Genomic DNA, 24,760 nt, shown 5'->3' on the forward strand with positions numbered 1-24,760 from the left:
CTCAGGACTCCTTGACCGGGCTCGTGCTCGCGCCGGGATCACCGGCGCCGGGGCCCTGGCTCGGGCCGCCGACGGCGGTGGCCCCCGCCGCCAGCGAGGTGTACTCGCTGCGCTTGCCCATCTGCTCGACCATGCGGGCGGCTCGGGCCACCGCGCCGTCGTCGGAGAAGGAGCCGCCCAGGCGCATGCGCACCTGGTCCAGGTCCTTGTCCCCCCGCCCCGACAGGCACACCAGGAGGATCGGCGCCTCGCCCCCGGCGGGCGCCCGGCGCGCCAGGCGCAGCGCATGGGCCAGGGCGTGGGCCGACTCCACCGCCGGGATGATGCCCTCATGGCGGGACAGCAGGCGGAAGGCCTCGATGGCCTCATCGTCCTCCACCCCCACATAGCTGGCGCGCCCGGTGTCGGCCAGCCAGGCGTGCTCGGGGCCCACGCCCGGGTAGTCCAGGCCCGCCGAGACGGAGAAGGACTCCTCGACCTGGCCCTGCGCGGTGCGCATGAGGTAGCTGCGCGCCCCGTGCAGGATGCCCACCAGCCCCTTGTTGATGGGAGCGCCGTGGCGGGCGGTGCCCAGCCCCTCCCCGGCCGGCTCGACCCCGGTGAGGGCCACTCCCTCGTCGTCGATGAACTCGGCGAACATGCCGATGGCGTTGGAGCCCCCGCCCACGCAGGCGATGACCTCGTCGGGCAGCCGCCCGGTGAGGGCCAGCACCTGGGCGCGCGCCTCGCGGGAGATGACCCGGTGGTACTCGCGCACCATGGTGGGGAAGGGGTGGGGGCCGGCGGCCGTGCCCAGCAGGTAGTGGGTGGAGGCGAAGGACGCCGTCCAGTCCCGCAGTGCCTCGTTGACGGCGTCCTTGAGGGTGCCCGCCCCCGAGGCCACCGGGATGACCGTGGCCCCCATGAGCTCCATGCGCTCGACATTGGCGGCCTGGCGCACCACGTCGGTGGCGCCCATGTAGATGGTGCACTCCAGCCCCAGCAGGGCGCAGACCATGGCGGTGGCCGTCCCGTGCTGGCCGGCGCCGGTCTCGGCGATGATGCGGCTCTTGCCCATCCGCCGGGCCAGCAGCGCCTGGCCCAGCACCTGGTTGCCCTTGTGCGCCCCGCCGTGGACGAGGTCCTCGCGCTTGAGCAGGATGCGCGCGCCTCCCTCCACCGGCAGGTTGCGCAGCTCGGTGACCGGTGTGGGCCGCCCCAGGTAGCGGGTCATGAGCTCATCGAGCTCGGCGGCGAAGGACGGGTCGGCCTGGGCCTCGATGAAGGCGTCCTCGAGCTGGTCCAGGGCCGGGATGAGCAGCTCGGGGACGAACTGGCCCCCGTAGGGCCCGAAGAAGGCCGGAAGGCGCGGGTGGGTCGCCCGGCCCGCCTGGGCCGCGACGCCCGGCCGGGCCGTGCTGCTCGGCTGCGTCGCATCGCCGTGCCGCGGGGCGCCGCCGTCCGGGCTCTGGGGCGCCGACGGCGTCGCAGCCGCCGGTGCTGCGGGTGCCGCCGACGGCGTCGCAGCGTCCCGGCCCGGCCGGCCCGCCACCTGCCCGGTGCGCCCGCCGGCCCCGGCCCGCTCCCCGGGTGCGCCGCCAGCAGGGGCCGTCCCGGTGGGGGCCGCCGTGGGCACGGCCGTGGCCAGGGCGGCCGCCGCGGCGCCCGGGTCCGCGGCGCCCGAGAGCGAGGAGCCCACCAGGAGGGCGTCGACCAGCCCGGCCAGGCGGCGCACGTCGGCGGGCGAGGCGATGCCCGACTCGCCCACGAGCACCGCCCCGGCCGGCGCCAGGGGGGCCAGCTCCTCGGTGCGGGCGATATCGGTGGCCAGGGTGCGCAGGTCCCGGTTGTTGATGCCGATGACCTCGGCGCCCAGGGCGGCGGCCCGGTGCATCTCCTGGGGGGTGGAGACCTCCGTGAGCACCCCCATGCCCAGGCCGTCGGCCAGGGCCGCCAGCTCGCGGTAGACCTCGTCGGGCACCACCGAGAGCATGAGCAGGATGGCGTCGGCCCCCAGGTGGCGGGCGGCGAGCACCTGGATCTCATCGACGATGAAGTCCTTGCACAGCACCGGCGCCTCCACCGCGGCGCGCACGGCCGCCAGGTCCTCGAAGGAGCCGTTGAAGCGGTCGGGCTCGGTGAGCACCGAGACCGCGGCCGCATGGGGGGCGTAGTGGGCGGCCAGGGCCGCGGGGTCGTAGTCGGCGCGGATGGTGCCGCGCGAGGGCGAGGCCGCCTTGCACTCCATGATGAGGGCGGGCCGGGCACTGGCCCCCGGCCCGCTGCGCCGTCGCAGGGCGGCGGCGAAGGACCGCTGGGAGCGGGGGAGGGCCTCGGCGGTCAGATGGCCGAAGCGCTCGCGCAGCTCGGGCAGGCGCCGGCGGCGGGCCTGGACGATGGTGTCCAGGACGGTGCCGGTGGCCATGAGCCGGGCCTCGATGGGCTCGCGGCGCTCGCGGGGGGCGGCGCCGGTCGGGGTGGTGGGGGTGCTCATGAGGCCTGCCCCTCCTGATCCTGCGACGGCTGCTCCCCGCCCGGCCCGCCGGCCGGCGCGCCGGCCGGCGCGGTGGCAGGCTCCCGGTCCCGCCCGGGCACGGGCTCGGGGGCCAGCTCGGAGGCCAGGTCGGAGGCCTTGGTCATGGACTCCAGGTGGGCGGCCACGGCGCCCGAGGCGATCTGCTCGCGGGCCATGGCGGCGCCGTCGGCCAGGCTGTCGGCGGGGCCGGCGAGGTAGAGCAGGGCGCCGGCGTTGACGGCGATGGCCTCCCGGTGGGCGGGGAGGCCCTGGCCGGAGATCGCCTCGCGCAGCAGCCGGGCGTTGTCGGCGGGCTCGCCGCCGCGCAGGTCGTCGAGCTCGCAGCGGCTGGCGCCCAACTCCTCGGGGGTGACCTCGTAGGCCTTGACCCCGCGGGGGGTGGCCTCGCGCACCAGGGTGGGGCCGTGCACGGCGATCTCGTCCAGGCCCGAGCCGTGCACCACCAGGGCGCGCTTGCGCCCCAGCTGCACCATGGACTGGGCGATCATGTCCAGCATGGCCGGGTCCCACACGCCCATGAGCTGGTAGGTCAGGTGGGCGGGGTTGATGAGGGGGCCCAGCACGTTGAAGATCGTGGGGGTGGCCAGGGCCCGGCGCACCGGTGCCACGTGGCGCATGGCCGGGTGGTAGGCCTGGGCGAACAGGAAGGTGAAGTGGTCGCGGGCCAGCAGCTCCACGGCCACCTCCGGGGCCACGTCCAGGGGCAGGCCCAGCTCGGCGACGACGTCGGCGGCCCCCGTGCGCGAGGACACGGCCCGGTTGCCGTGCTTGGCCACCGAGACCCCCATGGAGGCGGCCACGAGTCCCGCGCCGGTGGAGATGTTGATGGTGCCGGCCCCGTCCCCGCCGGTGCCCACGACGTCGACCAGGGGGAAGGTGACGGCGGGGAAGGCGCGGGCGGCGGCGCGGAAGGCGGTGGCCGCCCCGCTGATCTCCTGGGCCTCCTCGCCCCGGGCGTGCAGGCCCGCGAGCAGGGCGGCGGTCTGGGCCTCGGACAGGTCCCCGGCGCCCAGGGCCGCGAAGACGATGGAGGCCTCCTCATGGCTCAGGCGCCCTCCCTGGACCACCCGGCGCACCAGGTCGTGGGCGTCCCGGGCGCTGGGCAGCGGCTCCTCCTGGCCGCCCCGGCCCCCGGGGGCCGGGGCGGTGGCCTCGAGGGCGCTGCGATCGGCGTCAGTGGTCATCGTGCTGTCTCCTTGGTGGTCCGGGGGCTCGGGGCGGGGCTGTGCGGCGGGGGCCCGCCCGGCCGGGCCGCCCGGGCGGCGGCCAGATCGGCGGTCAGGGCCCGCAGCAGGGCCGGGCCCTGGGGGGTGAGGATCGACTCGGGGTGGAACTGCAGGCCCACGGCCGGGGCGCTGCGGTGGCGGGCCGCCATGACGATGCCGGCCCCGCCCTCACCGGTGCCGCCCGTGGTGCGGGCCAGGCAGATGAGGTCCTCCGGCAGCGCCCGGGTGCCCAGGGAGTGGTAGCGGGCCACATCGAGCGGGGCGCCGTCCAGCACCGCCAGGGCGGCGTCGGCGCGCCCCTGGGCGGTGACCTTCACCCGGTCGCTGCGCCCGTGGACCGGGCCCACCGGGGCGATGGTGCCGCCGCAGGCCTCCACCATGGCCTGGAATCCCAGGCAGATGCCCAGCATGGGGATGGCGCGACCCAGGCCGGCCTCCACCAGCTCCATGAGGCAGCCCGAGGTGCGCGGGTGACCCGGCCCGGGGGACAGGCACAGCACCGGGCGCTTCCCGGCCGCCAGCTCGGCGGCGGTGGGCTCCAGGGCCGCCAGCACCCGCTCGGCGCTGACATGGTTGCGGTAGACCTCGATGTCGGCCCCCAGGGAGGCGAACTGGTCGACGAGGTTGTAGACGAAGGAGTCCCGGTTGTCCAGCAGGACGACGCGGGCGGGGCCTCCTGGTTTGGCCCCTGCCCCGCCGCTCCCGCCCGTGCCGCCTGCCGTGGCGGCGGCTCGTGCCATGGCGCTCACCTCTGCGTCCTCCTCTCGGTCCCGGGGGCTCCCGCCCCGCCGTCGCTGCCGGCCCCGCCGGTGCTGCCCGCATCGACGACGGCGCTGATCCCCAGGGCCCGGCCCTGGGCGGCGGCCACGGCCTCCAGGACGGCGCGGGCCTTGTGGACCGTCTCGGCGGCCTCCTTGGCGGGCACGGAGTCGGCCACCACCCCGGCCCCGGCCTGGACCAGTGCCTGCCCGCCGGCGACGAAGGCCGAGCGGATGACGATGCAGGTGTCCAGCTCGCCGTCGCCCCGGATGTAGCCCACCGAGCCCCCGTAGGAGCCGCGGCGCGCACCCTCGGCGGTGCGGATGAGCTCGGCGGCCCGCAGCTTGGGGGCGCCGGTGAGCGTGCCCATGGTCATCGAGGCCCGGAAGGCGTCCAGGGCGTCGAGGTCCTCGGCCAGCTGCCCGCTGACCTCGGAGACCAGGTGCATGACCCGGGAGTAGCGGTCCACGCGCATGAGGTCGCGCACCTGGCGCGTGCCGGGGCGGCTGACCCGGGCGACGTCGTTGCGGGCCAGGTCCACCAGCATGACGTGCTCGGCCACCTCCTTGGCGTCCGTGCGCAGCTCGAGCTCCAGGCGGGTGTCGCGCTCGTGGTCGATGCCGCCGTCGGGCGCCAGTCCGCGCGGGTTGGTGCCGGCGATGGGGCGGATGGCCACCTGCCCGGTGCGCGCCGAGTGCAGCAGCGCGGATTCCGGGGAGGCCCCGAAGAGCTCGAAGTCCGGGGCGGCCAGGTAGAACATGTAGGGGCTGGGGTTGGACCGGCGCAGGACCCGGTAGGCGGCCAGGGCGTCGGGGCAGGCGATGGTGAAGCCGCGCGAGGGCACGACCTGGTAGACGTCCCCGGCGGCGATATGCCCCTTCATGGTCTCCACGACCCGCTCGAAGCCGGCGTCGGAGACCGTGGGGGTGGCCTGCAGCGGCCCCGCCGCGGGGGCCGGTCCGCCGGCGGGCGCCCCGATCGCGCCGGCGGTGCCAGCGGTGGGTTCAGCGGCGGGTTCAGTGGTAGTGCCGGCGGCATTGATGGCGGTGGCCAGTTCCTCCATGCGCGCCTCCAGGCCCGCGGCGTCCACCGAGGCCCCCACGAGGGTGGCCGTGGCCGTGGGGTGGTCCACCACCAGGATGATGCGCGCGTCGTAGAAGAGGTAGTCGGGGCAGGTGTTGGCGCCCTGGGGGACCTCGGGCAGGGCCTCGAAGGTGGCCAGGTAGTCGAAGGCGAAGGCCCCGGCCTCCAGGGGCAGGTGGGGGTGGTCGACCTCGGCGGCGGCCAGGAGGCGCAGGGGCTCGATGGTCGACAGGGCGGTGAGGCGGGCCCGCTCCTCGGTGGCGGGGTCGTCGTCGGCGCTGGTGGGCAGGCTCAGGGCCAGGCGGCCGGCCCGGCGCTCGACGACGTGCCCGCCCAGCTGGGACTCCAGGCGCTCGATGGCGGCCAGGCCGTCGGGGCTGGGACCCGGGGCCGCGGCGGGTGCGCCGTGCTCGGGCAGGGCCTCGACGACGACCTGGGGGCCCCAGCAGGTCAGGCGCGCGCAGGCCTCCAGGACGGCGATGGTGGTGCGCGAGGCCTTGGTGGTGATGTCGGCGCTCTCCAGCAGGACGCAGTCCAGGGGGCGCGGGCGCTGCCCGTGCGGGCCCTGGTCGGTGCGCAGCACCCCCTCGTGGGCGAGGTGCTGGAGGAGGGCGCCGCCGTCGGCGTGGTAGGCCACGGTCCTGGTGACCGGCGTCGGTGGCGTGGGGGTCATGGGGCCTCTTTCCTGAAGTGTCTCCTGGGATGTCCTTGACGGCGGGAGTCAGGCGGGCCGTTCACGCATGGTGCCGAGGTGGCCCGCGGTGAGCGAGCCGGTGCGTCCTAGCGCGGCGATGAGGCGGCTCGCCCTGAGGGGAGCCACCACCAGATGGTGTGCCGCGTGGTCATGGGGCCACTGTAGACCGCGGTGGGCCGAGCGGCACAATCGTCCGCATCGCGGGACCTGCCCGTGGCCTGCTCGCATTCCCGCCTGCGCGGGGAGGGCATGTAAGAGGCGCCGTTCGCCCGGTGCCGCGTCTCCACATGCCCGCCTGCGCGGGGAGGGCATCGGGGCTGCGCCGGCGGGGCGGGCCTGGAGGATCCTGGCCCGCGGCTGCCGGTGGCCACTGCGCGCCGGTGAAGGCGTCATGACAACTGCTCCGGATATCATGCGGTCGCAGCGACCCCTGAATAGCACGTCGGAGTGCGGTCATGAGAATGGTCGCGGGACTTAAGGAAGCCGGATAGCGACATGACGAATCTCGACCCCCACCCCACCGCCTCTGTGCTCGGGCCCGGGCAGCCGTGCACCGACATCGAGGTGCTCGAGCCCCGGCCGGTGCCGCTGGGCGGGCTGCGCGCCATGACCGTATACCGGACCCTGCCGCAGCGGCGGCGATCGCTCGTGGGGGCGTGGTGCTTCCTGGACCATTACGGCCCCGATGACGTCTCGGCGACCGGCGGCATGCAGGTCCCGCGCCACCCGCACACGGGGCTCGCCACCGTCTCGTGGCTCTTCACCGGGAGGATCGATCATCTCGACTCCGGCGGCAATGCCGCCTCGGTGAGCCCCGGGGAGCTGAATCTCATGATCGCCGGCCGTGGCATCACCCACCAGGAGTTCAGCGCGCCCGAGACCACCTCGCTGCATGGCGTGCAGCTGTGGTTTGCGCTGCCCGAGGAGACCCGGCACAGCGAGAACCACTTCGCCCACTACGCCCCCGAGTCCGTGATCGGCGAGGGGGTCACCGCCCGGGTGTTCATCGGCGAGCTGCTCGGATCGGCCTCCCCGGTGCGCACGCGCACACCCGGCCTGCTGGGCGCCGAGCTATTGATCGACCCGGGCGCGACCGTCAGACTCGAGGTGCGTCCGGATTTCGAGCATGCGGTGCTGGCCGAGGACGCTGATGTGGCGGTGAATGGGGTGGTGACCCCGCGCCGCTGCCTGGCCTACGCACCCGTTGGATCGGACACGCTCGAGATCGCCGCGGGTCGGGGCGGAGCACGGGTGATCCTGCTCGGGGGAGTGCCGCTGGGCGAGCAGATCGTCATGTGGTGGAACTTCATCGGCCGCACCCACGACGAGATCGTCGAGTACCGCCGCCGCTACCAGGCCGAGATGGGATTCGAGGCCGCGCACCCCGACGACGCCGGAAAGCCCGCGATCTTCGGCCGGTTCCCGCCGGGGCAGCCGGAGCCGCTTCCCGCTCCTACGATGCCCACCTCCCGGCTCAAGCCGCGCAAGTAGTCCATGAGGAAGAACTTTAGTAGCGCGGTGGCACCGCGGTAGCACTGGCGTCCTGAGGCCTTTGCGCGGGGCATGTGGTCTTCTCTGGCAGGCCGGCCCGGCGGGATTCCGGTGGGCCCGACTCGGGGGCTGAATCGCCCGGGCTGTGACGCCGATGAATGAGCCTTTCCCGGGTGATGGCGGGAGGTCCCGGGAGGGGCTCTGGAGGGAGTGCGAGGGCACTAGCGGAGGAGCTTATGGGACTTGAGTCCTGGGTATCGGATGTCTGATGTTGGTGGGGGAGGGGGGCTTTTCCGCATGGTCTCGTTGGATTCCGGGTGACGGGGGCTCTGGAGGGGTGTCGCTGGCGCTGTGGTGCTGACCTGCGCCGATGTGGTACAAAGGGGTCTGTGCCGGGGCGGTCTGGAGGGTGCCGACGGGTCGCCTGCGCTGCGCCTCGCATCACTGCTGGTCACAGGGGGTGATTCGAGGGGTGGGTCAGAAGGCACCCCGCGCCATAAGGTGCATTGAGACGTAGCCGCCCTTTGTGATGATGATGGAGCTGTCGGTCAGAAGGCACCCCGCGCCATAAGGTGCATTGAGACTGAGCTCAAGCTCATCCTTCGTCAGTTGGAGTACCAAGTCAGAAGGCACCCCGCGCCATAAGGTGCATTGAGACGTCAACCCCAGGCTGTCGAGAATCTTCTCGATCGTCAGAAGGCACCCCGCGCCATAAGGTGCATTGAGACACCATCGATGATGTCTGAGTAGCATCCCTCACCGAGTCAGAAGGCACCCCGCGCCATAAGGTGCATTGAGACCTCTATTCCCCGCCCTCCGTGCGGGCAACCGTTAGTCAGAAGGCACCCCGCGCCATAAGGTGCATTGAGACGATCATGACCCATCCTTTCTCTAAGAGCCTGCCCCGGTCAGAAGGCACCCCGCGCCATAAGGTGCATTGAGACGCGCAGGCATACAGGGTTTCAACTGCCGTACTCGGGTCAGAAGGCACCCCGCGTGGGTCGGTTCTCTGCCGGGTCGGTCGTTTTCTGCTGGGTGACTTGCATTCTGCCCGTTGAGATCCGCCTATCTGGGCCAGCGGGATGCGGGTGACCCAGCGAGATGCGGGAGACCCCGCGGCATAGCGTGTGCGCCCCTCATAGCCGGAGTGACCGGGAGGGCCTCGACGGGTCTCTAGCAGTGCGCCTCGCATCACTGCTGGTCACAGGGGGTGGTTCGAGGGGTGGGTCAGGAGGTGCCCCGCGTGGGTCGGTTCTCTGCCGGGTTGGTCGTTTTCTGCTGGGTGACTTGCGTTCTGCCCGTTGAGATCTGCCTATCTGGGTCAGCGGGATGCGGGTGACCCAGCGAGATGCGGGAGACCCCGCGGCATAGCGTGTGCGCCCCTCATAGCCGGAGTGACCGGGAGGGGCGAGAGGCGGGCGCGCGGCGGCGCCTCGGAACTGCCCTCGTCTACGAGCGCATGTGCTCAGAAGGGGCCCAGGGAGCCTCAGAGCCGGAGGGGGAATGCTCACCGGCCGCCCGCGCGCCCGCCCGTATCGGGCGGCTCTGCTTGAGGCGGCGGTGCTGGAGGACCACCGAGGTGGCGAAGGCCGCGAGAATCGCCACCGAGGCGATCCTGCCGGTGGGGCTGGAGAACCAGGCGCCCAGCACCGCCATGCCCACGGTCGTGTAGATCGTGGCCCAGGCCACCGCTCCCACGGCGGTGGCCGGGATGTAATGCCGCAGGGGCATGCGCGCCACCCCGGCCGAGAGCTGGATGAAGCTCTGGAGCCCCACGGTCAGAAAGGACATGGGGATGGCCAGCACGCCCCAGCGAGCCGTCCAGGCCTGGGCCGTGGCGTACAGGGGATGATCGAGCATCGCCGCCCACCTGCTGCGGGCCGTGCCCGCCGCAACGCCGCGCCCGATCCAGTAGAACATGTTCGACCGCGCCATGCCGCCGCACCAGAAGAACAGGAAGACCCAGGTGTAGGGCAGCTCGTTGATCCGGTCCATCACGCGGGTCAGGCTAGCCTAAGCAAGGGGGCGGGCCGCAGTGATGCCGGCGATACCCACGTGCGGCCCGGCAGGCCGCGACCACACCGCAACCCCGCGGCTGCACCCCCAGCTACCCCCGCAGCGTCGCCTGGAGGGCCTGGAGCCAGGAGGCGTAGGCCGGGCCGGTCCAGCCCCTGCCCTGCGGGGCGGCGGGATCGCGCTGGAAGGCGGCCGGGTTGGCCCCCGGCCCCTGGAGCAGGATCGCCTTGTAGTGGTCGGGGAAGCGCCTCCGGAAGGAGTACTCGACATTGCTCAGGCCCTTGGCGATCCGGCGGGCATCCCCGATCCGGTTGCCGGCGAACCTCCCCTCGGCCTCCAGCTGCATGAGGTGGCGGGCCAGGAGCGGCGCACTGAACCACACCAGGTCGATCGAGAGCTTCTGGCCCCGGCTGTCGCGCACCACCACCGTGCGCCGGTTCGCCGCGTGGTACTTGGTGATCTCCTCATGGACCACCCGCGTCTCCCGGCTGCGCCAGGAGGTCATGATCGTCATCGTCGGGGCGTCCACGAGACTGCTGTGGTGGTAGTAGCGCAGGACGTAGACGCCGCACAGGACGACCGCCACCCCCATCAGGCCGATGACGATCATGCCGATGGGGTCGGGGATGAGCGCCGCCAGCGGCGTGAGCACCACGCCGCAGGCGATGATGATGAAGCCGAGCACCCTCATCGAGGGGGCCGGGCGCTGGCGGGGCACCTCGAAGGCCTGCACTGCGCCGCCGGCGCCACCGGCTCCGCCGACGGCGGCGGGCCCGGTCACGCGCCCCGGCTCGTGGCGGCGCGAGCGCCGGGCCAGACGGGCGATCAGGGTCATGACGAGGGCGATGACGATGGCGAGGACCATCTTGACGATCACCGGGGTGGCATCCATGGGGCCTCCTGGGATTGAGGGGAAGGACTGGGGTGCGATGGCAGGCTACCGCCGGCGGCCCGCCCCGGGCGGCCTCTCGGCCCTGGATGGCGGCGCTGCCGCATGGGGAGTCCGACCCGTCTCACATCGGCGCCTGACGGCGCCGGCTCCGCCACGTGGGAGACTTGACCCGGACCCATGCCCGCCTGAGGAAGAGCACACGTGTCACCGATCCCCACGCCAGAGCAGATGAGCAGCGTCAGCCCTGCGGCCACCGCGCCCGAGCTGCTGCGCAACTTCTCCATCATCGCGCACATCGACCACGGCAAGTCCACCCTGGCCGACCGCATGCTCCAGGCCACCGGCGTCGTCCAGCCCCGCGACATGCGCGCCCAGTACCTCGACCGCATGGACATCGAGCGCGAGCGCGGCATCACCATCAAGTCCCAGGCGGTGCGCATGCCCTGGGCCGTCCAGGGCGAGGACGGCGAGATGCGCACCTACGCCCTCAACATGATCGACACCCCCGGGCACGTCGACTTCTCCTACGAGGTCAACCGCTCCCTGGCCGCATGCGAGGGCGCCGTCCTCCTGGTCGACGCCGCCCAGGGCATCCAGGCCCAGACCCTGGCCAACCTCTACATGGCCATCGAGGGGGACCTGACCATCATCCCCGTGCTCAACAAGATCGACCTGCCCGCCGCCGAGCCCGAGCGGCACGCCGAGGAGATCGCCTCCCTCATAGGCTGCGAGGTCGAGGACGTCCTCATGGCCTCGGGCAAGACCGGGGCGGGCGTGCCCGAGCTGCTCGACCGCATCGTCCAGGCCGTCCCGGCCCCGCACGGCGACCCCGCCGCCCCGGCCCGGGCCATGATCTTCGACTCGGTCTACGACACCTACCGGGGCGTGGTCACCTACGTGCGCGTCGTCGACGGCGCCCTCAAGCCGCGCGAGCGCATCGAGATGCTCTCCACCGGCGCCGTCCACGACCTGCTGGAGATCGGCGTCATCAGCCCCGAGCCCCGGCCCTCGGCCGGATTGGGGGCCGGGGAGGTCGGCTACCTCATCACCGGGGTCAAGGACGTGCGCCAGTCCAAGGTCGGCGACACCGTCACCTCCGCGGCCGCCCCCGCCGCCGAGCCCCTGGCCGGCTACCAGGACCCCAAGCCCATGGTCTTCTCCGGCCTGTTCCCCGTGGACGGCTCGGACTTCCCCGCCCTGCGCGACGCCCTGGACAAGCTCAAGCTCAACGACGCCGCCCTGACCTACGAGCCCGAGACCTCCGTGGCCCTGGGCTTCGGCTTCCGCTGCGGCTACCTGGGCCTGCTGCACCTGGAGATCATCCGCGAGCGCCTGGAGCGCGAGTTCAACCTGGACATCATCTCCACCGCGCCCTCGGTGGTCTACGAGGTGACCATGGAGGACCGCACCACCCACACGGTGACCAACCCCAGCGAGTTCCCCGAGGGCAAGGTCTCCACCGTCTCCGAGCCGGTGGTGCGGGCCACGATCCTGACCCCCAGCGAGTTCGTGGGCACGGTCATGGAGCTGTGCCAGTCGCGCCGGGGCACCATGGCGGGCATGGACTACCTGTCCGAGACGCGCGTGGAGATGCACTACACGCTTCCGCTGGCCGAGATCGTCTTCGACTTCTTCGACGCCCTGAAGTCGCGCACCCGCGGCTACGCCTCCCTGGACTACGAGATGGACGGCTCCCAGGAGGCCAACCTGGTCAAGGTCGATATCCTGCTCAACGGGGAGAGGGTCGACGCCTTCAGCGCCATCGTCCACCGGGATGCGGCCTACTCCTACGGGGTGATGATGACCAAGCGCCTGAAGGACCTCATCCCGCGCCAGCAGTTCGAGGTCCCGGTGCAGGCCGCGATCGGCACCCGGGTGATCGCCCGGGAGACCATCCGCGCTCTGCGCAAGGACATGCTGGCCAAGTGCTACGGCGGCGACATCACCCGCAAGCGCAAGCTGCTGGAGAAGCAGAAGGAGGGCAAGAAGCGCATGAAGGCCATCGGCCGCGTGGATGTGCCCCAGGAGGCCTTCATCGCCGCCCTGGGGGCGGACACGCCCACCGGCCGGGACAAGTGAGGCCGGGGTTCGGGAGGCCTCATCACGGCATCACGAGTGAGGACGGCCGAGGACGGCAGTCACGCAGCACTGGGGCAGGAGGCTCCGATGGTTGAGCAGATCGACGGCGTGCCGGTGAGCCGCGGCACGGTCCACGCCGCCATGTCCGACGACGGCGCGGGACTGGCCCTGACCCGCCACCTGGCCCGCGTCCTGGGGGAGCCCCACGCGGGCGCCGATGGGCGCCACCGGGGCGAGCCCTCGCCCTTCGCCCAGGGGGACCTGGTGGGCGCGGTGGCCGCGGTGTGCGCCGTGGCCCGGCTGCGCCCGGACTGCGGGCCGCCCGGGGTCTCGGCGCTCCACAAGGCCGCCGTGGAGGGCCCCGTGGCGGTCAACGCCCTGGGGCTCATCCCCGATCAGCAGGCCGATCGCGCCCACCACGGAGGGCTGGACAAGGCCCTGTACGTGATGAGCGGCGCCGAGGCCCGCCACTGGTCCAGGGTTCTGGGCGGGATCCGGCCCGGGGCCCTGGGGGAGAACCTGCTCATCGACAGCCCCGGTGAGGACCGGGACCGCAGGGAGCCGGGCGTTGCGGGGGCGGCCGGGATCGACGACGTCGAGATCGGCGCGGTGCTGGGGATCGGGCGGCCGGGCAGCGGCATCCGGGTGCGGGTCACGGGGGTGCGCAACCCGTGCTCGACCTTCGCGCGCGGCGTGGGCCGGGGGGACTGGGTGGATGCCTTCTCCACCCGCAACCGGGTGGGCGTCTACCTGTCGGTCCTTCAGGAGGGCGAGGTGCGGGCCGGCGATGAGGTGCGGGTGCTGGCCAGCCCGGGACACGGGGTGAGCTGCCGGCGCTGGTTCGCCCACCACGACCCCCGCGACGCCCGGGCGATGCTCGCCGCGCAGGAGCGCGGCGGCTGCGTCATCGCCGGGTTCACCAGGAAGTACCTGCTGGCCGCTGCCGACGAGCCGGTCGGATGAGGAGGAGGCCCATGACCCAGCAGCACCCGCCCCGCTCCCACGCCATCCGCTCGCGCGTGCGCTCCTACTCGCGCGCCGGCGGGCGCCTGACCCCCACCCAGGCCCAGGCGCTGGCCGAGTTCGGCCCCCGCTACGTGGTGGAGGTGCCGCGCGCCGACGCCGTGCGCACCGTCGCCCCGGGGTTCCGCCTGGAGCCGGAGGCGCTCTTCGGGCATGTGGGCCAGGCCCGGCCCCTGATTGTGGAGGTGGGCCCGGGCAGCGGTGAGGCGCTCCTGGCCCATGCGGCCGCGCATCCGGGGGCGGACTACCTGGCCATCGAGGTCTGGGAGACGGCGATCGCCCGGATGGTGGCCTCCATCGCCCGCCAGGGGCTGCGCAATGTGCGGGTCGTGCCCGCCGACGCCGCCCAGCTGCTGACCGCGGCCCTGCCGGTGGCCTGCGCCAGCGAGGTGTGGGTCTTCTTCCCCGACCCCTGGCGCAAGCCCCGCCACCGCAAGCGGCGCCTGGTCACCGCCGCCTTCGCCGACTCGGTGGCGCGGGTGCTGCGCCCCGGCGGGGTGTGGCGCATGGCCACGGACTGGGCGGACTACGCCTGGCAGATGCGCGACGTCGTCGAGGAAGTCTCCGCCCTGCCGGCCGGGCTGCGCCCCGACGCCACCCTGCCCTACTTCCGCCATGACGACGCCGGTGCGCGCGCGGAGCTGGGGGCGCGGACCGCCGAGGAGGGCAGCCTGGGCAACGGCCCGGACCCCGGCTCGCCCTCGGGGGCGCGCGGCGGCTGGTGCGAGCGCTTCGCCGGCCGGGTGATGACCCGCTTCGAGCAGCGCGGCCTGGAGGCCGGGCGCACGATCAGGGACCTGCGCGCGGTGCGCACCGAGGTGGCCTGGGAGCCCGAGCTGGGCGCCTCCATGCTCCAGCGCCTGGAGGCCCAGCGGGCGGCCTGGGACGCCGCGGAGCGCGAGCCCTGGCGCCTGCGCGAGGCCGGCGCCATGGGGGGCCTGGACCCCGGGCGGCGGGGCCGGGGGCCGGGGCGGTGAGCCCGGCCCAGCCCCTGGGCCCGCCCCTGCCGGGCATGGGGGAGCTGCCGGGGCGGGCCGCCGCGCCCGCCCCCGGCGGCGGGGCCCGCCCCTTCTCCGTCTACCTGCACGTCCCCTACTGCCGGGTGCGCTGCGGGTACTGCGATTTCAACACCTACACGAACCTGGACATGGGGCGGGGGGCCTCCGCCGAGGACTTCGTGGGGACCCTGGCGGGGGAGATGCGGGCGGCGCGCGCCGCCATGGACGCCGTGGGCCTGCCGCCGCGGCCCGCCCGGACCGTCTTCGTGGGAGGGGGGACGCCCACGATGCTGCCGGCCGGAGACCTGGTGGCCATGCTGGGGCTGGTGCGCGAGTGCTTCGGGCTGGCTCCGGGGGCGGAGGTGACCACGGAGGCCAATCCCGACTCGGTGGATGAGGCCTCCCTGACGGCACTGGCCGAGGGCGGCTTCACGCGCGTGTCCTTCGGCATGCAGTCGGCCCTGCCCCATGTGCTGGCCGTCCTGGACCGCACCCATGCCCCCGAGCGGGTGCCGCAGGCGGTCGCCTGGGCCCGGCGCGCGGGGCTGAGCACCTCCCTGGACCTCATCTACGGGGCGCCGGGGGAGTCGGTGGAGGACTGGCGCCGCTCCCTGGAGGCCGCGGTGGGCATCGGCCCGGACCACATCAGCGCCTACGCCCTGGTCATCGAGGAGGGCACGCGCATGTGGTCCCAGGTGCGCCGGGGCGAGCTGCCCATGCCCCAGGACGACGACGAGGCCGCCAAGTACGAGCTGGCCGATGAGGTGCTCGCAGGCGCCGGCTACCAGTGGTACGAGATCTCGAACTGGGCGCGCCCGGGCCACGAGTGCCGGCACAACCAGGCCTACTGGCTCGACTGGGACTGGTGGGGGGCGGGTCCCGGCGCCCACTCCCACCTGGGGGATGCGCGCCTGTGGAACACCAAGCACCCGGTGGCCTGGGCCGGGCAGATCGCCTCAGGCCACCTGCCGGTGGCCGGGCACGAGGTCATCGACGCCGAGTCCCGCGAGCTGGAGCGGATCATGCTGGGCATCCGCCTGCGCCGGGGCATCGATCTGGCGGGGCTCGGCGCGGCGCCCGACGGTGGGCCGGCCCGCGGCATCGTCCGGGCCGGTGCTCCCGCGCAGCTCGCGATGGCGGCCGGGAGCGCTGCGCCGCACCTGTCGCCCGTCGTCGCAGACCTGCTCGCCGATGGGCTCCTGGAGCCGCGGGCCGCCCAGCAGGGCCGGGCCGTGCTCACCCTGCGCGGCCGCCTCATGGCCGACGCCGTCACCCGGGCCCTGAGCGGGTAGCGGCCGCGCCAGCCGGCGGAGCCAGGGACAGGCCCCTGATCCCGCGTCGTGGCCCCAGCCGCCCATGGGGCCGGGGCCGACGGGAGCGCCTACCACCGCCAGCAGTAGGCAGGAGGGCCCCATGGCGCCCCGATCTCCTCAGTCCAGGATGCTCATGGATCCGGCATTCACCCGCGGTTGGGGCCTTACCTGTGGAAGAGTGATGGGCTATGAGCACCTATCCACCCAACCCGCAGTACCCCGACCACGGCCAGCAGCCAGGTGACGGCCAATCCGGCTATGGCGCCCAGCAGCAGCCCGGCTACCCGCCCTACCCCGCGGGAGGAGCCGGCCAGCAGGGATATGCCGCCCAGCCCGGATACGGCGCGCCCGGCTATGGCCCGCAGCCCGGCTACGGGGCGCCGGGGGTGCCGGTGGCGCCGCCCAGTGTCGGCGAGGCGCTGTCCTGGGCGTGGTCGGTCATCACCTCCAATGCCGCGGTCATCCTCGCGGGCTTCGGCCTGTGGACCCTGGTGATCGGGGTACTGAGCTTCCAGTTCGAGTACACCGTGAATAATGAGGAGGTCTCCTACGGCCTGGGCATCCCCTTCGGCCAGCCCATCGGCTATGTGCTGAATCTTCTCTCCACCATCGTCTTCGCCCACGTCGGCCTCAAGGCCGCCTCCGGACAGCGCGTGGCCTTCTCCGACTTCTTCACCTTCCCGAACCTGGGAGGGACCCTGATCGCAGCATTCCTGACCTGGCTGGCCGCCGGGGTGGGCACCCTGCTGTGCCTCATCCCCGGGATCATCGCGCTCTTCCTGCTCTACTTCTCCGTGTACGCCGCAGCGGACAGGGGCGTGGACGGCATCGAGGCCATGAGGATCTCCTGGCGGACCCTGAGCGCCAATGTGGGGACCTACCTCCCCTTCGCCCTGGTGGGAACCGGCCTCTGGATCCTTGGTTCAGTGACCGTCATCGGCTGGGTGATCACCGTGCCGCTGGTCTCGCTGATGACCGCCTACGCCTACGTGCGCTCCCAGGGCCGCCAGGTGGCGGCCTGATCCCGCCGGTCCAGGGCGCCCGGCGCCGTCCTCGCAGCGTCGGGCGCCCTGGAGCGCGGCAGGCATCCCGCCCATCGGGCCGACGGCGCCGATCGGGCCTGACGATCACAGGGCGGGCGTAGTGTGGAGGCAGGAGCACTGATCGATCAAGGAGACAGTCATGCACCTGCAATGGTGGTCCGTCCTCCCATTCGCAGCGATGCTGACCTGCATCGCCGTCCTCCCCCTCCTGCCCGCCACGGCCCACCGCTGGGAGCGGCGCTCGACCCAGCTGGGGGTGGCCCTGGCCCTGGGGCTGCCCGTGGCCGCCTGGATGTGGGTGGCCGGGGGCTGGCAGGTGGTCCTGGCCTCGGTGGTGGAGTACGGGCAGTTCATCACCCTCCTGCTGGCCCTGTTCGTCGTCTCCGGCGGGATCTTCCTCAAGGGCGACATCCAGGCCACCCCGCGCAACAACACCGTCTTCCTGGCCGTGGGAGGCCTGGTGGCCTCCTTCGTGGGCACCACCGGCGCCGCCATGCTGCTCATCCGCCCCCTGCTGGCCACCAACCGGGAGCGGCGCTACCGGGTCCACACGGTGCTGTACACGATCTTCATCGTGGCCAACTGCGGGGGCCTGCTCACCCCCCTGGGCGATCCGCCCCTGTTCCTGGGATTCCTGCGCGGAGTGCCCTTCACCTGGACCCTGTCACTGCTGCCGCAGTGGCTCTTCGTCAACTGCCTCCTGCTGCTGGGCTACTACGCCCTGGACTCCTACTACTACTCGCGCGAGCCGGTGGCCGCGGTGGAGGCCGATGACACCCAGATCGAGCCCCTGGGACTGCGCGGGGCCCTCAACTTCGCGTTCTTCGCCGTCATCATCGCCGCCGTCGCCCTGGCCCCCTCGGTGGACCTCCACGCCATCGAGTCCGGGCACGCCACGGCGGGGGACTGGCTGCCGCTGCGTGAGCTCATCATGCTCGCCGCGGCGGCCGGCTCCTACCTCCTGACCGACCGGGGCGTGCGCTTCGGGGACAACCAGTTCACCTGGGGGCCCATCGCCGAGGTGGCCACCCTGTTCATCGGGATCTTCCTGACCATGATCCCGGCCCTGCACTACCTGGACGAGGTCGCCGGGAGCCTGCCGCTGAACCGGATCACCTTCTTCGTCCTGACCGGGGGACTGTCCTCGGTGCTGGACAACGCCCCCACCTACGCGACCTTCTTCGAGATGGCCGGGCAGGTGCCCCACCCCGGTGGCGCCACCGTGGCGGGCGTGCCCGAGGCCTACCTGGTGCCCATCTCCCTGGGCGCGGTGCTGTGCGGGGCGATCACCTACATCGGCAACGGCCCCAACCTCATGGTCAAGGCCGTGGCGGAGGCCGACGGCGTGCAGATGCCCAGCTTCGGCTTCTACGTGCTGCGCGCCCTCCAGCACCTGGTCCCGGTCATCACCGCCATGGTGCTGCTGTTCATCGCCCAGGGCACGGTGTGGACGGCGCTGGGCGCGGTCCTGGTCCTGATCCTGGTGGGGCGCGACGCGCGGCTCATCGCGCGCTCCCGGCGCCTGGGCCTGGCCGCCCCCAAGGCCTGAGGAGGGCCCAGCGGCTCAGCGCCGCATATGGCATCGCGCCCCGCGCCCGCGTAGCCTGAGCAGGTGCAGCTGGGACACGTGATCCACAAGGTTCGTGACCTCGATCGAGCCGTGGCCGACTTCGAGGCCAGGGGATTCGCCGTGGAGTACGGCAGGGCGAAGAAGCCGTGCAACGCGCTCATCTACTTCTCCCACGGCCCCTACCTGGAGCTGCTGGCGCGCACGGGGATGCCGCCGCTCCTGGGACGCCTGCTCTCGCTGGGCCCCCGCGGAGGTGCGGCCCGCCGCTTCCTGTCCTGGGACCGCGGCCCTGAGGGCCTGTGCGGCCTGTGCCTGGAGGGCGATGACCGGGAGCTGAGGGAGGCGATGGCACTGCTGGGCGGCAAGGGCCTGCGCATCAGGACCAAGCGCGTGGACACCCATGCGCGGGAGCTGCGCTACGAGGCCTTCTTCCCCCAGGACGTCGACCTGCCCTTCCTCATGAGCCACTTCAGCACCGATCCCCGGCCGCAGGGCTTCACCCACCCCAACGGGATCAGCGCCATCACCCGCGTCGCCTACCCGCTGCCTGCGAGTAAGCGCGACACCGTCCTCAGGCTCAGCGACGACCCGGGGCTCGAGCTCGTGGAGCCCGGAGGCGCCTTCACGATCGCCTTCGACGACGGCAGCACCCTGTGAGGGCGGGGGCGGTGCGCGCTGCTCGGGGCCTCAGCGCGTGCCGGGCGCGGTGACGAAGTCGATGAGCTCCTCCATGCGCCCCAGCAGGCTGGGCTCCAGGTCCTTGTAGGAGCGCACCGCCCCCAGGATCCGCTTCCAGCCCCGGGCGATATCGGCCTGGTCGGCATGCGGCCAGCCCAGGGCCTCCAGGGTGCCGTGCTTGATATCGGTGCCCCGCGGGATGTCCGGCCAGCGCTCCAGCCCCAGGCGCTCGGGCTTGACCGCCTGCCACACATCCACGTACGGGTGGCCCAGGACCAGCACGTCATCCCCGCCGGGCATGGCCCGCACCTGCTCGGCGATGCGCCACTCCTTGGAGCCGGCCACCAGGTGGTCCACGAGCACGCCGGCCCGCCGCTGGGGGCTGGGGGCGAAGTCCTCCAGGACGGGGACCAGGTTGTCCACGCCGTCGAGCATGAGGACCACCACGCCCTCGTGCCGCAGGTCGTCGCCCCAGACCCTCTCGACCAGCTCGGCGTCGTGCCTGCCCTCCACCCAGATGCGCGAGGCGCGCGCCACCCGGGCCCGCTCGCCCTCCACCGCATAGGAGCCCGAGGCCGTCAGCCGTCTCCCGGCGGCGCTGCGCGGCCCGGCCGGCGGGCGCCGTCGCGCCACCGGCGGGTCCAGGATCACCGGCCGTCCCTCGAACCAGAACCCCGGCCCCAGGGGGAAGGCCCGCCTGGTGCCGTGGCGGTCCTCCAGGACCACCAGGTGCTGCCCGCCGGACTTCTCCACCGCCACGGCCGCGCCCACGAAGCCGGTCCGGCGGTCCTCGACCACCATGCCCCGCGCCACGGGCATGCTCACCGAGGCGGGGCGCACCGCATGGGGGCCCTGCCGGTGCGGGTCGGCGGACAGCACATCCCCGCCGTAGCGGTCCGAGGACGACGGCGCCCGCGCCCCGCCCCGGGCCCCCCGCGTGTCCTGGCGCCCCTGCCCGCCCCGGGGGCTGTGCGGGGACTGGCCTGCGGACTGCTCGGCCCGGGCGCGCAGGGCGGCCCGGCGCGCTGCGGTGCTTCCGGGGACGGGCGGGCGGTAGGGCGTGTTCACCCTCGGCACGGTAGGGGAACCTCACGGCATGCCACGGCCTGACCCGCCGGACCACGGCGTAGGATGGCACTCACAGCCCCGGAGTGCTAAGCGCTGATCGACTCCTGGGCCCGGGCGCGAGGGAGGAAGGAGGCGCCCATGGCCGATGACAGGCGCCTCAAGGTGCTCTCAGCGATCGTCACCGACTACGTGCGCAACCGCGAGCCGGTGGGCTCCAAGGCCCTGGCCGAGCGCTACCGGCTGGGCGTGTCACCCGCCACCATCCGCAACGACATGGCGGCCCTGGAGGACGAGGGCTACATCCTCCAGCCCCACACCTCCGCCGGGCGCGTGCCCACCGAGAAGGGCTACCGCCTCTTCGTCGACCAGGTGGCGCGCATCAAGCCCCTGTCGGCACCCGAGCGCAACGCGATCACCGCCCTGCTGGAGGACGCCGTCGACCTGGAGCAGGTGGTGGCCCGCACCGTGCGGGCACTGGCCCAGCTCACCGGCCAGCTCGCCATCGTGGAGTACCCCAGCCTCAAGCTCGCGGCCCTCCAGCACCTGGAGCTGGTGGCGCTCAGCCCCACCCGGCTCCTGCTGGTCATCATCACCGACACCGGCCGCGTCGAGCAGCGCACCATCGCCCCCGGCCACCCGGCCGCCGTGCCGCTGCAGCCCGAGGGCCCCGAGGCCATCGGGGCGCCCCACCTCATCGACCCCGTGCTCCTGGACCGCCTGCGCACCCGGCTCAACACCGCCCTGGTGGGGCGCCGCGCCGCCGAGGCGGCCCCCATCCTGGCCTCCCTGGCCGAGCAGGCCCCCCGCGACGAGCGCCCCCTGCTCGAGGCCGTCGCCGAGGCCCTGGTCGAGGCCCTGAGCCCCGACGCCGAGGAGCGCCTCGTCGTCGCCGGCACCGCCAACCTGGCCCGCTCCACCCCCGACTTCGCCTCCATCGGCCCCCTGCTCGACGCCATCGAGGAGCAGGTGGTGCTCCTGCGCCTGCTCAGCTCGCAGCAGGACCTCCGCCGGGAGGACGGCGAGGGAGTGCGCGTGAGCATCGGCTCGGAGAACCGCGACGACGCCCTGGCCGAGGCCTCCGTCGTGACCACCGTCTACGGCCCGCGCAGCGGCGAGGTGGTCGCCCACCTGGGCGTCATCGGGCCCACCCGCATGGACTACCCCGCCACCATGGCCGCCGTGCGCGCCGTGGCCCTCTACCTGTCCCGATTCCTGTCCCCTCCCGAGAGCCAGGACCCGGCCCCCTAGACCGCGGCTCCGTGATCATCAGACCACCCAGAAGCAGATGAAGGAACCCCTGACGTGACCAACTACTATGAGGTGCTGGGCGTGAGCCGCGACGCCAGCGCCGAGGAGATCAAGAAGGCCTACCGCAAGAAGGCCCGCCAGCTGCACCCCGACGTCGCCGGCCCCGGGCACGAGGAGGAGTTCAAGGAGGTCTCCACCGCCTACGAGGTCCTCTCCGATGCCGACAAGCGCCAGATGTACGACCTGGGCGGCGAGGACGCCCTGCGCGGCGGCGGCTTCAACGGTGGATTCGCGGGCGCGGACTTCGGCGACCTGGGCGGCATCTTCCAGTCCTTCTTCGGCGGCGCGGCCGGCGCCCGCGGACCCGCCTCGCGCGCCCGCCGGGGACAGGACTCCCTGGTGGCGGTCGAGGTCGAGCTCTCCGACGTCGCCTTCGGGGCCACCCGCACCATCCCCGTGGACACCTACGCCACCTGCACCACCTGCGGGGGCTCATGCTGCGCCCCGGGCACCGAGCCCGTCACCTGCTCGCAGTGCAACGGCACGGGCTCCATCCAGCGCATGACCCGCACCCTGCTGGGCCAGGTGATGACCGCCTCGCCCTGCCCGGGCTGCCAGGGCTACGGCACCGTCATCGTCACCCCCTGCAAGGACTGCTCGGGGGAGGGGCGCAGGCACGTGCGCCAGGACCTGGAGGTCAGCATCCCGGCCGGGGTGTCCACCGGCACCCGCATCCGCATGTCGGGCCGCGGCGAGGCCGGCCCCGCCGGCGGCCCCCACGGCGACCTCTACCTGGAGATCCACGAGAAGCCCCACGAGTTCCTCGAGCGCGACGGCGACGACCTCTACACCGAGCTGCGCGTGCCCATGACCGCCGCGGCCCTGGGCGCCTCCTTCACCCTCCAGACCCTCGACGGCGACCGGCAGGTCACCGTCAGGGCCGGCAGCCAGCCCGGCGACGAGGTCGTCCTCGACGGGCTGGGCGTGGGGCGCCTGCGCCGCAAGGGCCGCGGCGACCTGCACGTGTCCATCGTCGTGGAGACCCCCACCCGCCTGGACGACAAGCAGCGCCAGCTCCTGGCCGAGCTGGCCCGCCTGCGCGGCGAGGACGACATCGCCCCCGCCAAGGACGAGGGCGTCATGGGCAAGCTCAAGGAGCGCTTCTCCGGGCGCTGAGCCGCCAGGGCCGCCCGGGGCCCTGGCCCTCAGGCGGGCGCGCCCGCCTGGGGCCCGCCGTGCTCAGGCCGCTTGCGGGAGTGGAGCGCGGCCCGGGCCCCGAAGATCGCCTGCCCCACCCGCACGCAGTCCGAGCCCTCCTCGATCGCCAGCTCCATATCCCCGCTCATCCCCATCGACAGCAGGCCGGGGCCGATCGTCCCCTCCGCCAGGGCGGCATCGCGCAGCTCGCGCATGAGCCGGAAGCAGGCCCGCACGCGCTCGCGGTCATCGGTGCGCGCGGCCAGGGTCATCAGGCCCCGCACCCGCAGGGCCGGGTAGTCGGCCAGGGCCTCCAGGAAGGCGGGCAGCCGGTGGGGCTCCAGGCCGGACTTGGAGTCCTCGCCCGAGGAGTTGACCTGCACATAGACCTCCAGGGAGCGCCCGGCGGCCTCCAGGCGGCGCTGGAGGGCCTGGGCCAGGCGCAGGGAGTCCAGGGCCTGGAACTCGTCGGCGAAGGCGGCGGCATCGCGCGCCTTGTTGGTCTGCAGGTGCCCGATGAGGGCCCAGTGGATCCCCAGGTCCGCCAGGCCCCGGCTCTTGCGCAGGCCCTCCTGGACCTTGTTCTCGCCCATCTGGGTGACGCCCGCGGCGAAGGCCGCCCGCAGGCGCTCCTCGGGCACCGTCTTGGACACCGGCAGCAGGCGGATGGCCCGGGCATCGCGCCCCGCCCGCCGGGCGGCCCCGGCGATGCGGCCGCGCACCGCCTCCAGGCTGCGGGAGAAGTCCTCGGGCGTGACGGGGCAGGAGGCGCCCGCAGGCGCAGGGGTCGAGGGCTGGGTCATGGGCCATGACGCTACACCCGCAGCGCACCGGCGGTGCGGCGGCGGCGCCGTGCCCGCGCTGCTGCTCGGCGCCGTCGCCGCCCGTAGGCTGGGGGCGTGAGCGCCCCCGTCTTCATCCTCAGCGCCCGGACCATCGAGTCGGCCACCGGGCCGGCCACCGGGCCGGCCACCGGGCCGGCCGCTGCCGCAGCCCGGCCGGCCCAGCGGCCCGGTCCCGAGCAGCCGGCTGAACCGCTCGGCGCTGTGGGCCGGGACCTGGTTGAGGGGGCCGAGCTCGTGCTCACCGGCCCCGAGGCCCGCCACGCCATCACCGTGCGGCGCCTGCGCGCCGGCGAGCGGGTGGATCTCGTCGACGGTGCCGGGCTGCGCCTGCGCTGCCTGGTCACCGATGCCGGGGCGGGCGCCAAGGACCGGCTGGGGGCGCGGGTCGTCGAGCGCGTGGAGGAGGCGGGCGAGCCGGTGGTCCTCACCCTCGTCCAGGCCCTGGCCAAGGGCGGGCGCGATGAGCAGGCCGTGGAGACTGCCACCGAGGTCGGCGTGGAGAGGATCCTTCCCTGGCAGGCCTCGCGCTGCGTGTCGCTGTGGCAGGGGCCCAAGCGCGACAGGGGCCGCCAGCGCTGGCAGGCCACCGCCTGGCAGGCCGCCAAGCAGGCCCGCCGCGCCGTCATCCCCACGGTGGAGGTGGTCCGCTCCACCGGGGAGCTGGCCGCATGGGTGCGCCGGTGCGTCGCGGGCGGGGGCGTGGTCGCCGTCCTGCACGAGCAGGGGACGGCGCCCCTGGCCTCGCTGCCCGCCCCGGCGCCGCCTGCCGGGTCCTGGGACGGGCGGCCGGGGCTGGCCGTGATCGTGGGGCCCGAGGGCGGGATCACCGATGAGGAGGCCGCGGCCCTGGAGGCGGCCGGGGCGGTGACGGTCCGCCTGGGCCCCCACGTCATGCGCACCGCCTCGGCCGGCCCGGTGGCCCTGGCCGTCCTGGCCCAGCGCGAGGGCCTGTGGGGCTGAGGCGCCCGGGCCCCGGTGACGACGACGGCGCCGGCCGTGGTGCCGGGCGCCGCCCGGCCCTA

The 24,760-nt window shown here is 73.6% G+C and carries 19 protein-coding genes and 1 CRISPR repeat array; of the genes, 11 read left to right on the forward strand and 8 right to left on the reverse strand.

Annotation, left to right across the window (positions count from 1 at the left end; all coding sequences use genetic code 11):
• Nucleotide 1: 1 nt before the first annotated feature.
• The 4 genes from trpB to J5X07_RS02825 are packed head-to-tail and all read right to left on the reverse strand — an operon-like array spanning nt 2 to nt 6,256.
• The gene (gene trpB, locus J5X07_RS02810; protein ID WP_208478600.1) at nt 2-2,473 is read right to left on the reverse strand and encodes a tryptophan synthase subunit beta; all 2,472 of its coding nucleotides are present in this window, start codon (nt 2,471-2,473) and stop codon (nt 2-4) included.
• Entirely contained in the window at nt 2,470-3,699 is a 1,230-nt protein-coding gene (trpD, locus tag J5X07_RS02815; RefSeq protein WP_208478601.1) for an anthranilate phosphoribosyltransferase, read from the reverse strand. Before trpD ends, trpB begins: the two co-directional genes overlap by 4 nt.
• Entirely contained in the window at nt 3,696-4,481 is a 786-nt protein-coding gene (locus tag J5X07_RS02820) for an anthranilate synthase component II (protein WP_208478602.1), read from the reverse strand. Before J5X07_RS02820 ends, trpD begins: the two co-directional genes overlap by 4 nt.
• A 5-nt stretch (nt 4,482-4,486) precedes the next feature.
• A complete protein-coding gene (locus J5X07_RS02825) occupies nt 4,487-6,256 on the reverse strand; it encodes an anthranilate synthase component 1 (protein ID WP_208478603.1) in 1,770 nt (589 codons plus the stop codon).
• Nucleotides 6,257-6,772: 516 nt separating this feature from the next.
• Here J5X07_RS02825 and J5X07_RS02830 point away from each other — a divergent pair.
• Nucleotides 6,773-7,768: a pirin family protein gene (locus tag J5X07_RS02830; RefSeq protein ID WP_208478604.1), complete on the forward strand. Its 996-nt coding sequence runs from the start codon at nt 6,773-6,775 to the stop codon at nt 7,766-7,768.
• A gap of 476 nt (nt 7,769-8,244) precedes the next feature.
• Nucleotides 8,245-8,712: a CRISPR direct-repeat array (repeat unit 37 nt; unit sequence GTCAGAAGGCACCCCGCGCCATAAGGTGCATTGAGAC).
• A 505-nt stretch (nt 8,713-9,217) separates the two neighbouring features.
• Here J5X07_RS02830 and J5X07_RS02835 read toward each other — a convergent pair.
• Together J5X07_RS02835 and J5X07_RS02840 are read right to left on the reverse strand one after the other, a co-directional pair.
• Complete coding sequence (locus J5X07_RS02835; RefSeq protein ID WP_243896377.1) at nt 9,218-9,763, reverse strand: DedA family protein; 546 nt, start codon at nt 9,761-9,763, stop codon at nt 9,218-9,220.
• 112 nt (nt 9,764-9,875) lie between these two features.
• Nucleotides 9,876-10,676, reverse strand: coding sequence for a hypothetical protein (locus J5X07_RS02840; protein WP_208478606.1), 801 nt, complete (start codon nt 10,674-10,676; stop codon nt 9,876-9,878).
• 201 nt (nt 10,677-10,877) lie between these two features.
• Here J5X07_RS02840 and lepA point away from each other — a divergent pair, with 201 nt between their 5' ends.
• From lepA to J5X07_RS02875, 7 genes are all read left to right on the forward strand, one after another.
• Nucleotides 10,878-12,755: a translation elongation factor 4 gene (lepA, locus tag J5X07_RS02845; protein ID WP_322783187.1), complete on the forward strand. Its 1,878-nt coding sequence runs from the start codon at nt 10,878-10,880 to the stop codon at nt 12,753-12,755.
• A gap of 87 nt (nt 12,756-12,842) precedes the next feature.
• Nucleotides 12,843-13,718, forward strand: a complete 876-nt coding sequence (locus J5X07_RS02850) for an MOSC domain-containing protein (protein WP_243896359.1) — start codon at nt 12,843-12,845, stop codon at nt 13,716-13,718.
• An 11-nt stretch (nt 13,719-13,729) separates the two neighbouring features.
• On the forward strand, nt 13,730-14,755 hold the full coding sequence (gene trmB, locus J5X07_RS02855) for a tRNA (guanosine(46)-N7)-methyltransferase TrmB (RefSeq protein ID WP_208478607.1): 1,026 nt from the start codon (nt 13,730-13,732) through the stop codon (nt 14,753-14,755).
• The gene (hemW, locus tag J5X07_RS02860; protein ID WP_341769384.1) at nt 14,752-16,068 is read left to right on the forward strand and encodes a radical SAM family heme chaperone HemW; all 1,317 of its coding nucleotides are present in this window, start codon (nt 14,752-14,754) and stop codon (nt 16,066-16,068) included. The genes trmB and hemW overlap by 4 nt, the downstream gene beginning before the upstream one ends.
• 209 nt (nt 16,069-16,277) lie before the next feature.
• The gene (locus tag J5X07_RS02865; RefSeq protein WP_243896360.1) at nt 16,278-17,111 is read left to right on the forward strand and encodes a DUF2189 domain-containing protein; all 834 of its coding nucleotides are present in this window, start codon (nt 16,278-16,280) and stop codon (nt 17,109-17,111) included.
• Nucleotides 17,112-17,271: 160 nt separating this feature from the next.
• Complete coding sequence (locus J5X07_RS02870) at nt 17,272-18,681, forward strand: sodium:proton antiporter (protein WP_208478608.1); 1,410 nt, start codon at nt 17,272-17,274, stop codon at nt 18,679-18,681.
• A 63-nt stretch (nt 18,682-18,744) separates the two neighbouring features.
• Entirely contained in the window at nt 18,745-19,359 is a 615-nt protein-coding gene (locus J5X07_RS02875) for a VOC family protein (RefSeq protein ID WP_208478609.1), read from the forward strand.
• 30 nt (nt 19,360-19,389) lie between these two features.
• On the opposite strand, the gene J5X07_RS02880 is transcribed toward J5X07_RS02875, so the two are convergent.
• Nucleotides 19,390-20,457 carry a DUF3097 domain-containing protein gene (locus J5X07_RS02880; protein ID WP_208478610.1) on the reverse strand — a complete coding sequence of 356 codons (1,068 nt, stop codon included), beginning with the start codon at nt 20,455-20,457 and terminating at the stop codon, nt 19,390-19,392.
• A 129-nt stretch (nt 20,458-20,586) separates the two neighbouring features.
• Between J5X07_RS02880 and hrcA the strand changes: the two genes are divergently transcribed.
• Nucleotides 20,587-21,696, forward strand: coding sequence for a heat-inducible transcriptional repressor HrcA (hrcA, locus tag J5X07_RS02885; protein WP_124934658.1), 1,110 nt, complete (start codon nt 20,587-20,589; stop codon nt 21,694-21,696).
• A gap of 54 nt (nt 21,697-21,750) precedes the next feature.
• Nucleotides 21,751-22,872, forward strand: coding sequence for a molecular chaperone DnaJ (dnaJ, locus tag J5X07_RS02890; RefSeq protein WP_208478611.1), 1,122 nt, complete (start codon nt 21,751-21,753; stop codon nt 22,870-22,872).
• A 29-nt stretch (nt 22,873-22,901) separates the two neighbouring features.
• Here the strand turns inward: dnaJ and J5X07_RS02895 are convergent, their stop codons facing one another.
• Nucleotides 22,902-23,696, reverse strand: a complete 795-nt coding sequence (locus J5X07_RS02895) for a YggS family pyridoxal phosphate-dependent enzyme (protein ID WP_208478612.1) — start codon at nt 23,694-23,696, stop codon at nt 22,902-22,904.
• Nucleotides 23,697-23,939: 243 nt separating this feature from the next.
• Between J5X07_RS02895 and J5X07_RS02900 the strand changes: the two genes are divergently transcribed.
• Nucleotides 23,940-24,698, forward strand: coding sequence for a 16S rRNA (uracil(1498)-N(3))-methyltransferase (locus J5X07_RS02900; protein WP_208478644.1), 759 nt, complete (start codon nt 23,940-23,942; stop codon nt 24,696-24,698).
• Nucleotides 24,699-24,760 lie beyond the last annotated feature (62 nt).

Origin of the sequence: Actinomyces bowdenii, assembly GCF_017592395.1 — a bacterium.
Classification (GTDB): Bacteria; Actinomycetota; Actinomycetes; order Actinomycetales; family Actinomycetaceae; genus Actinomyces; species Actinomyces bowdenii.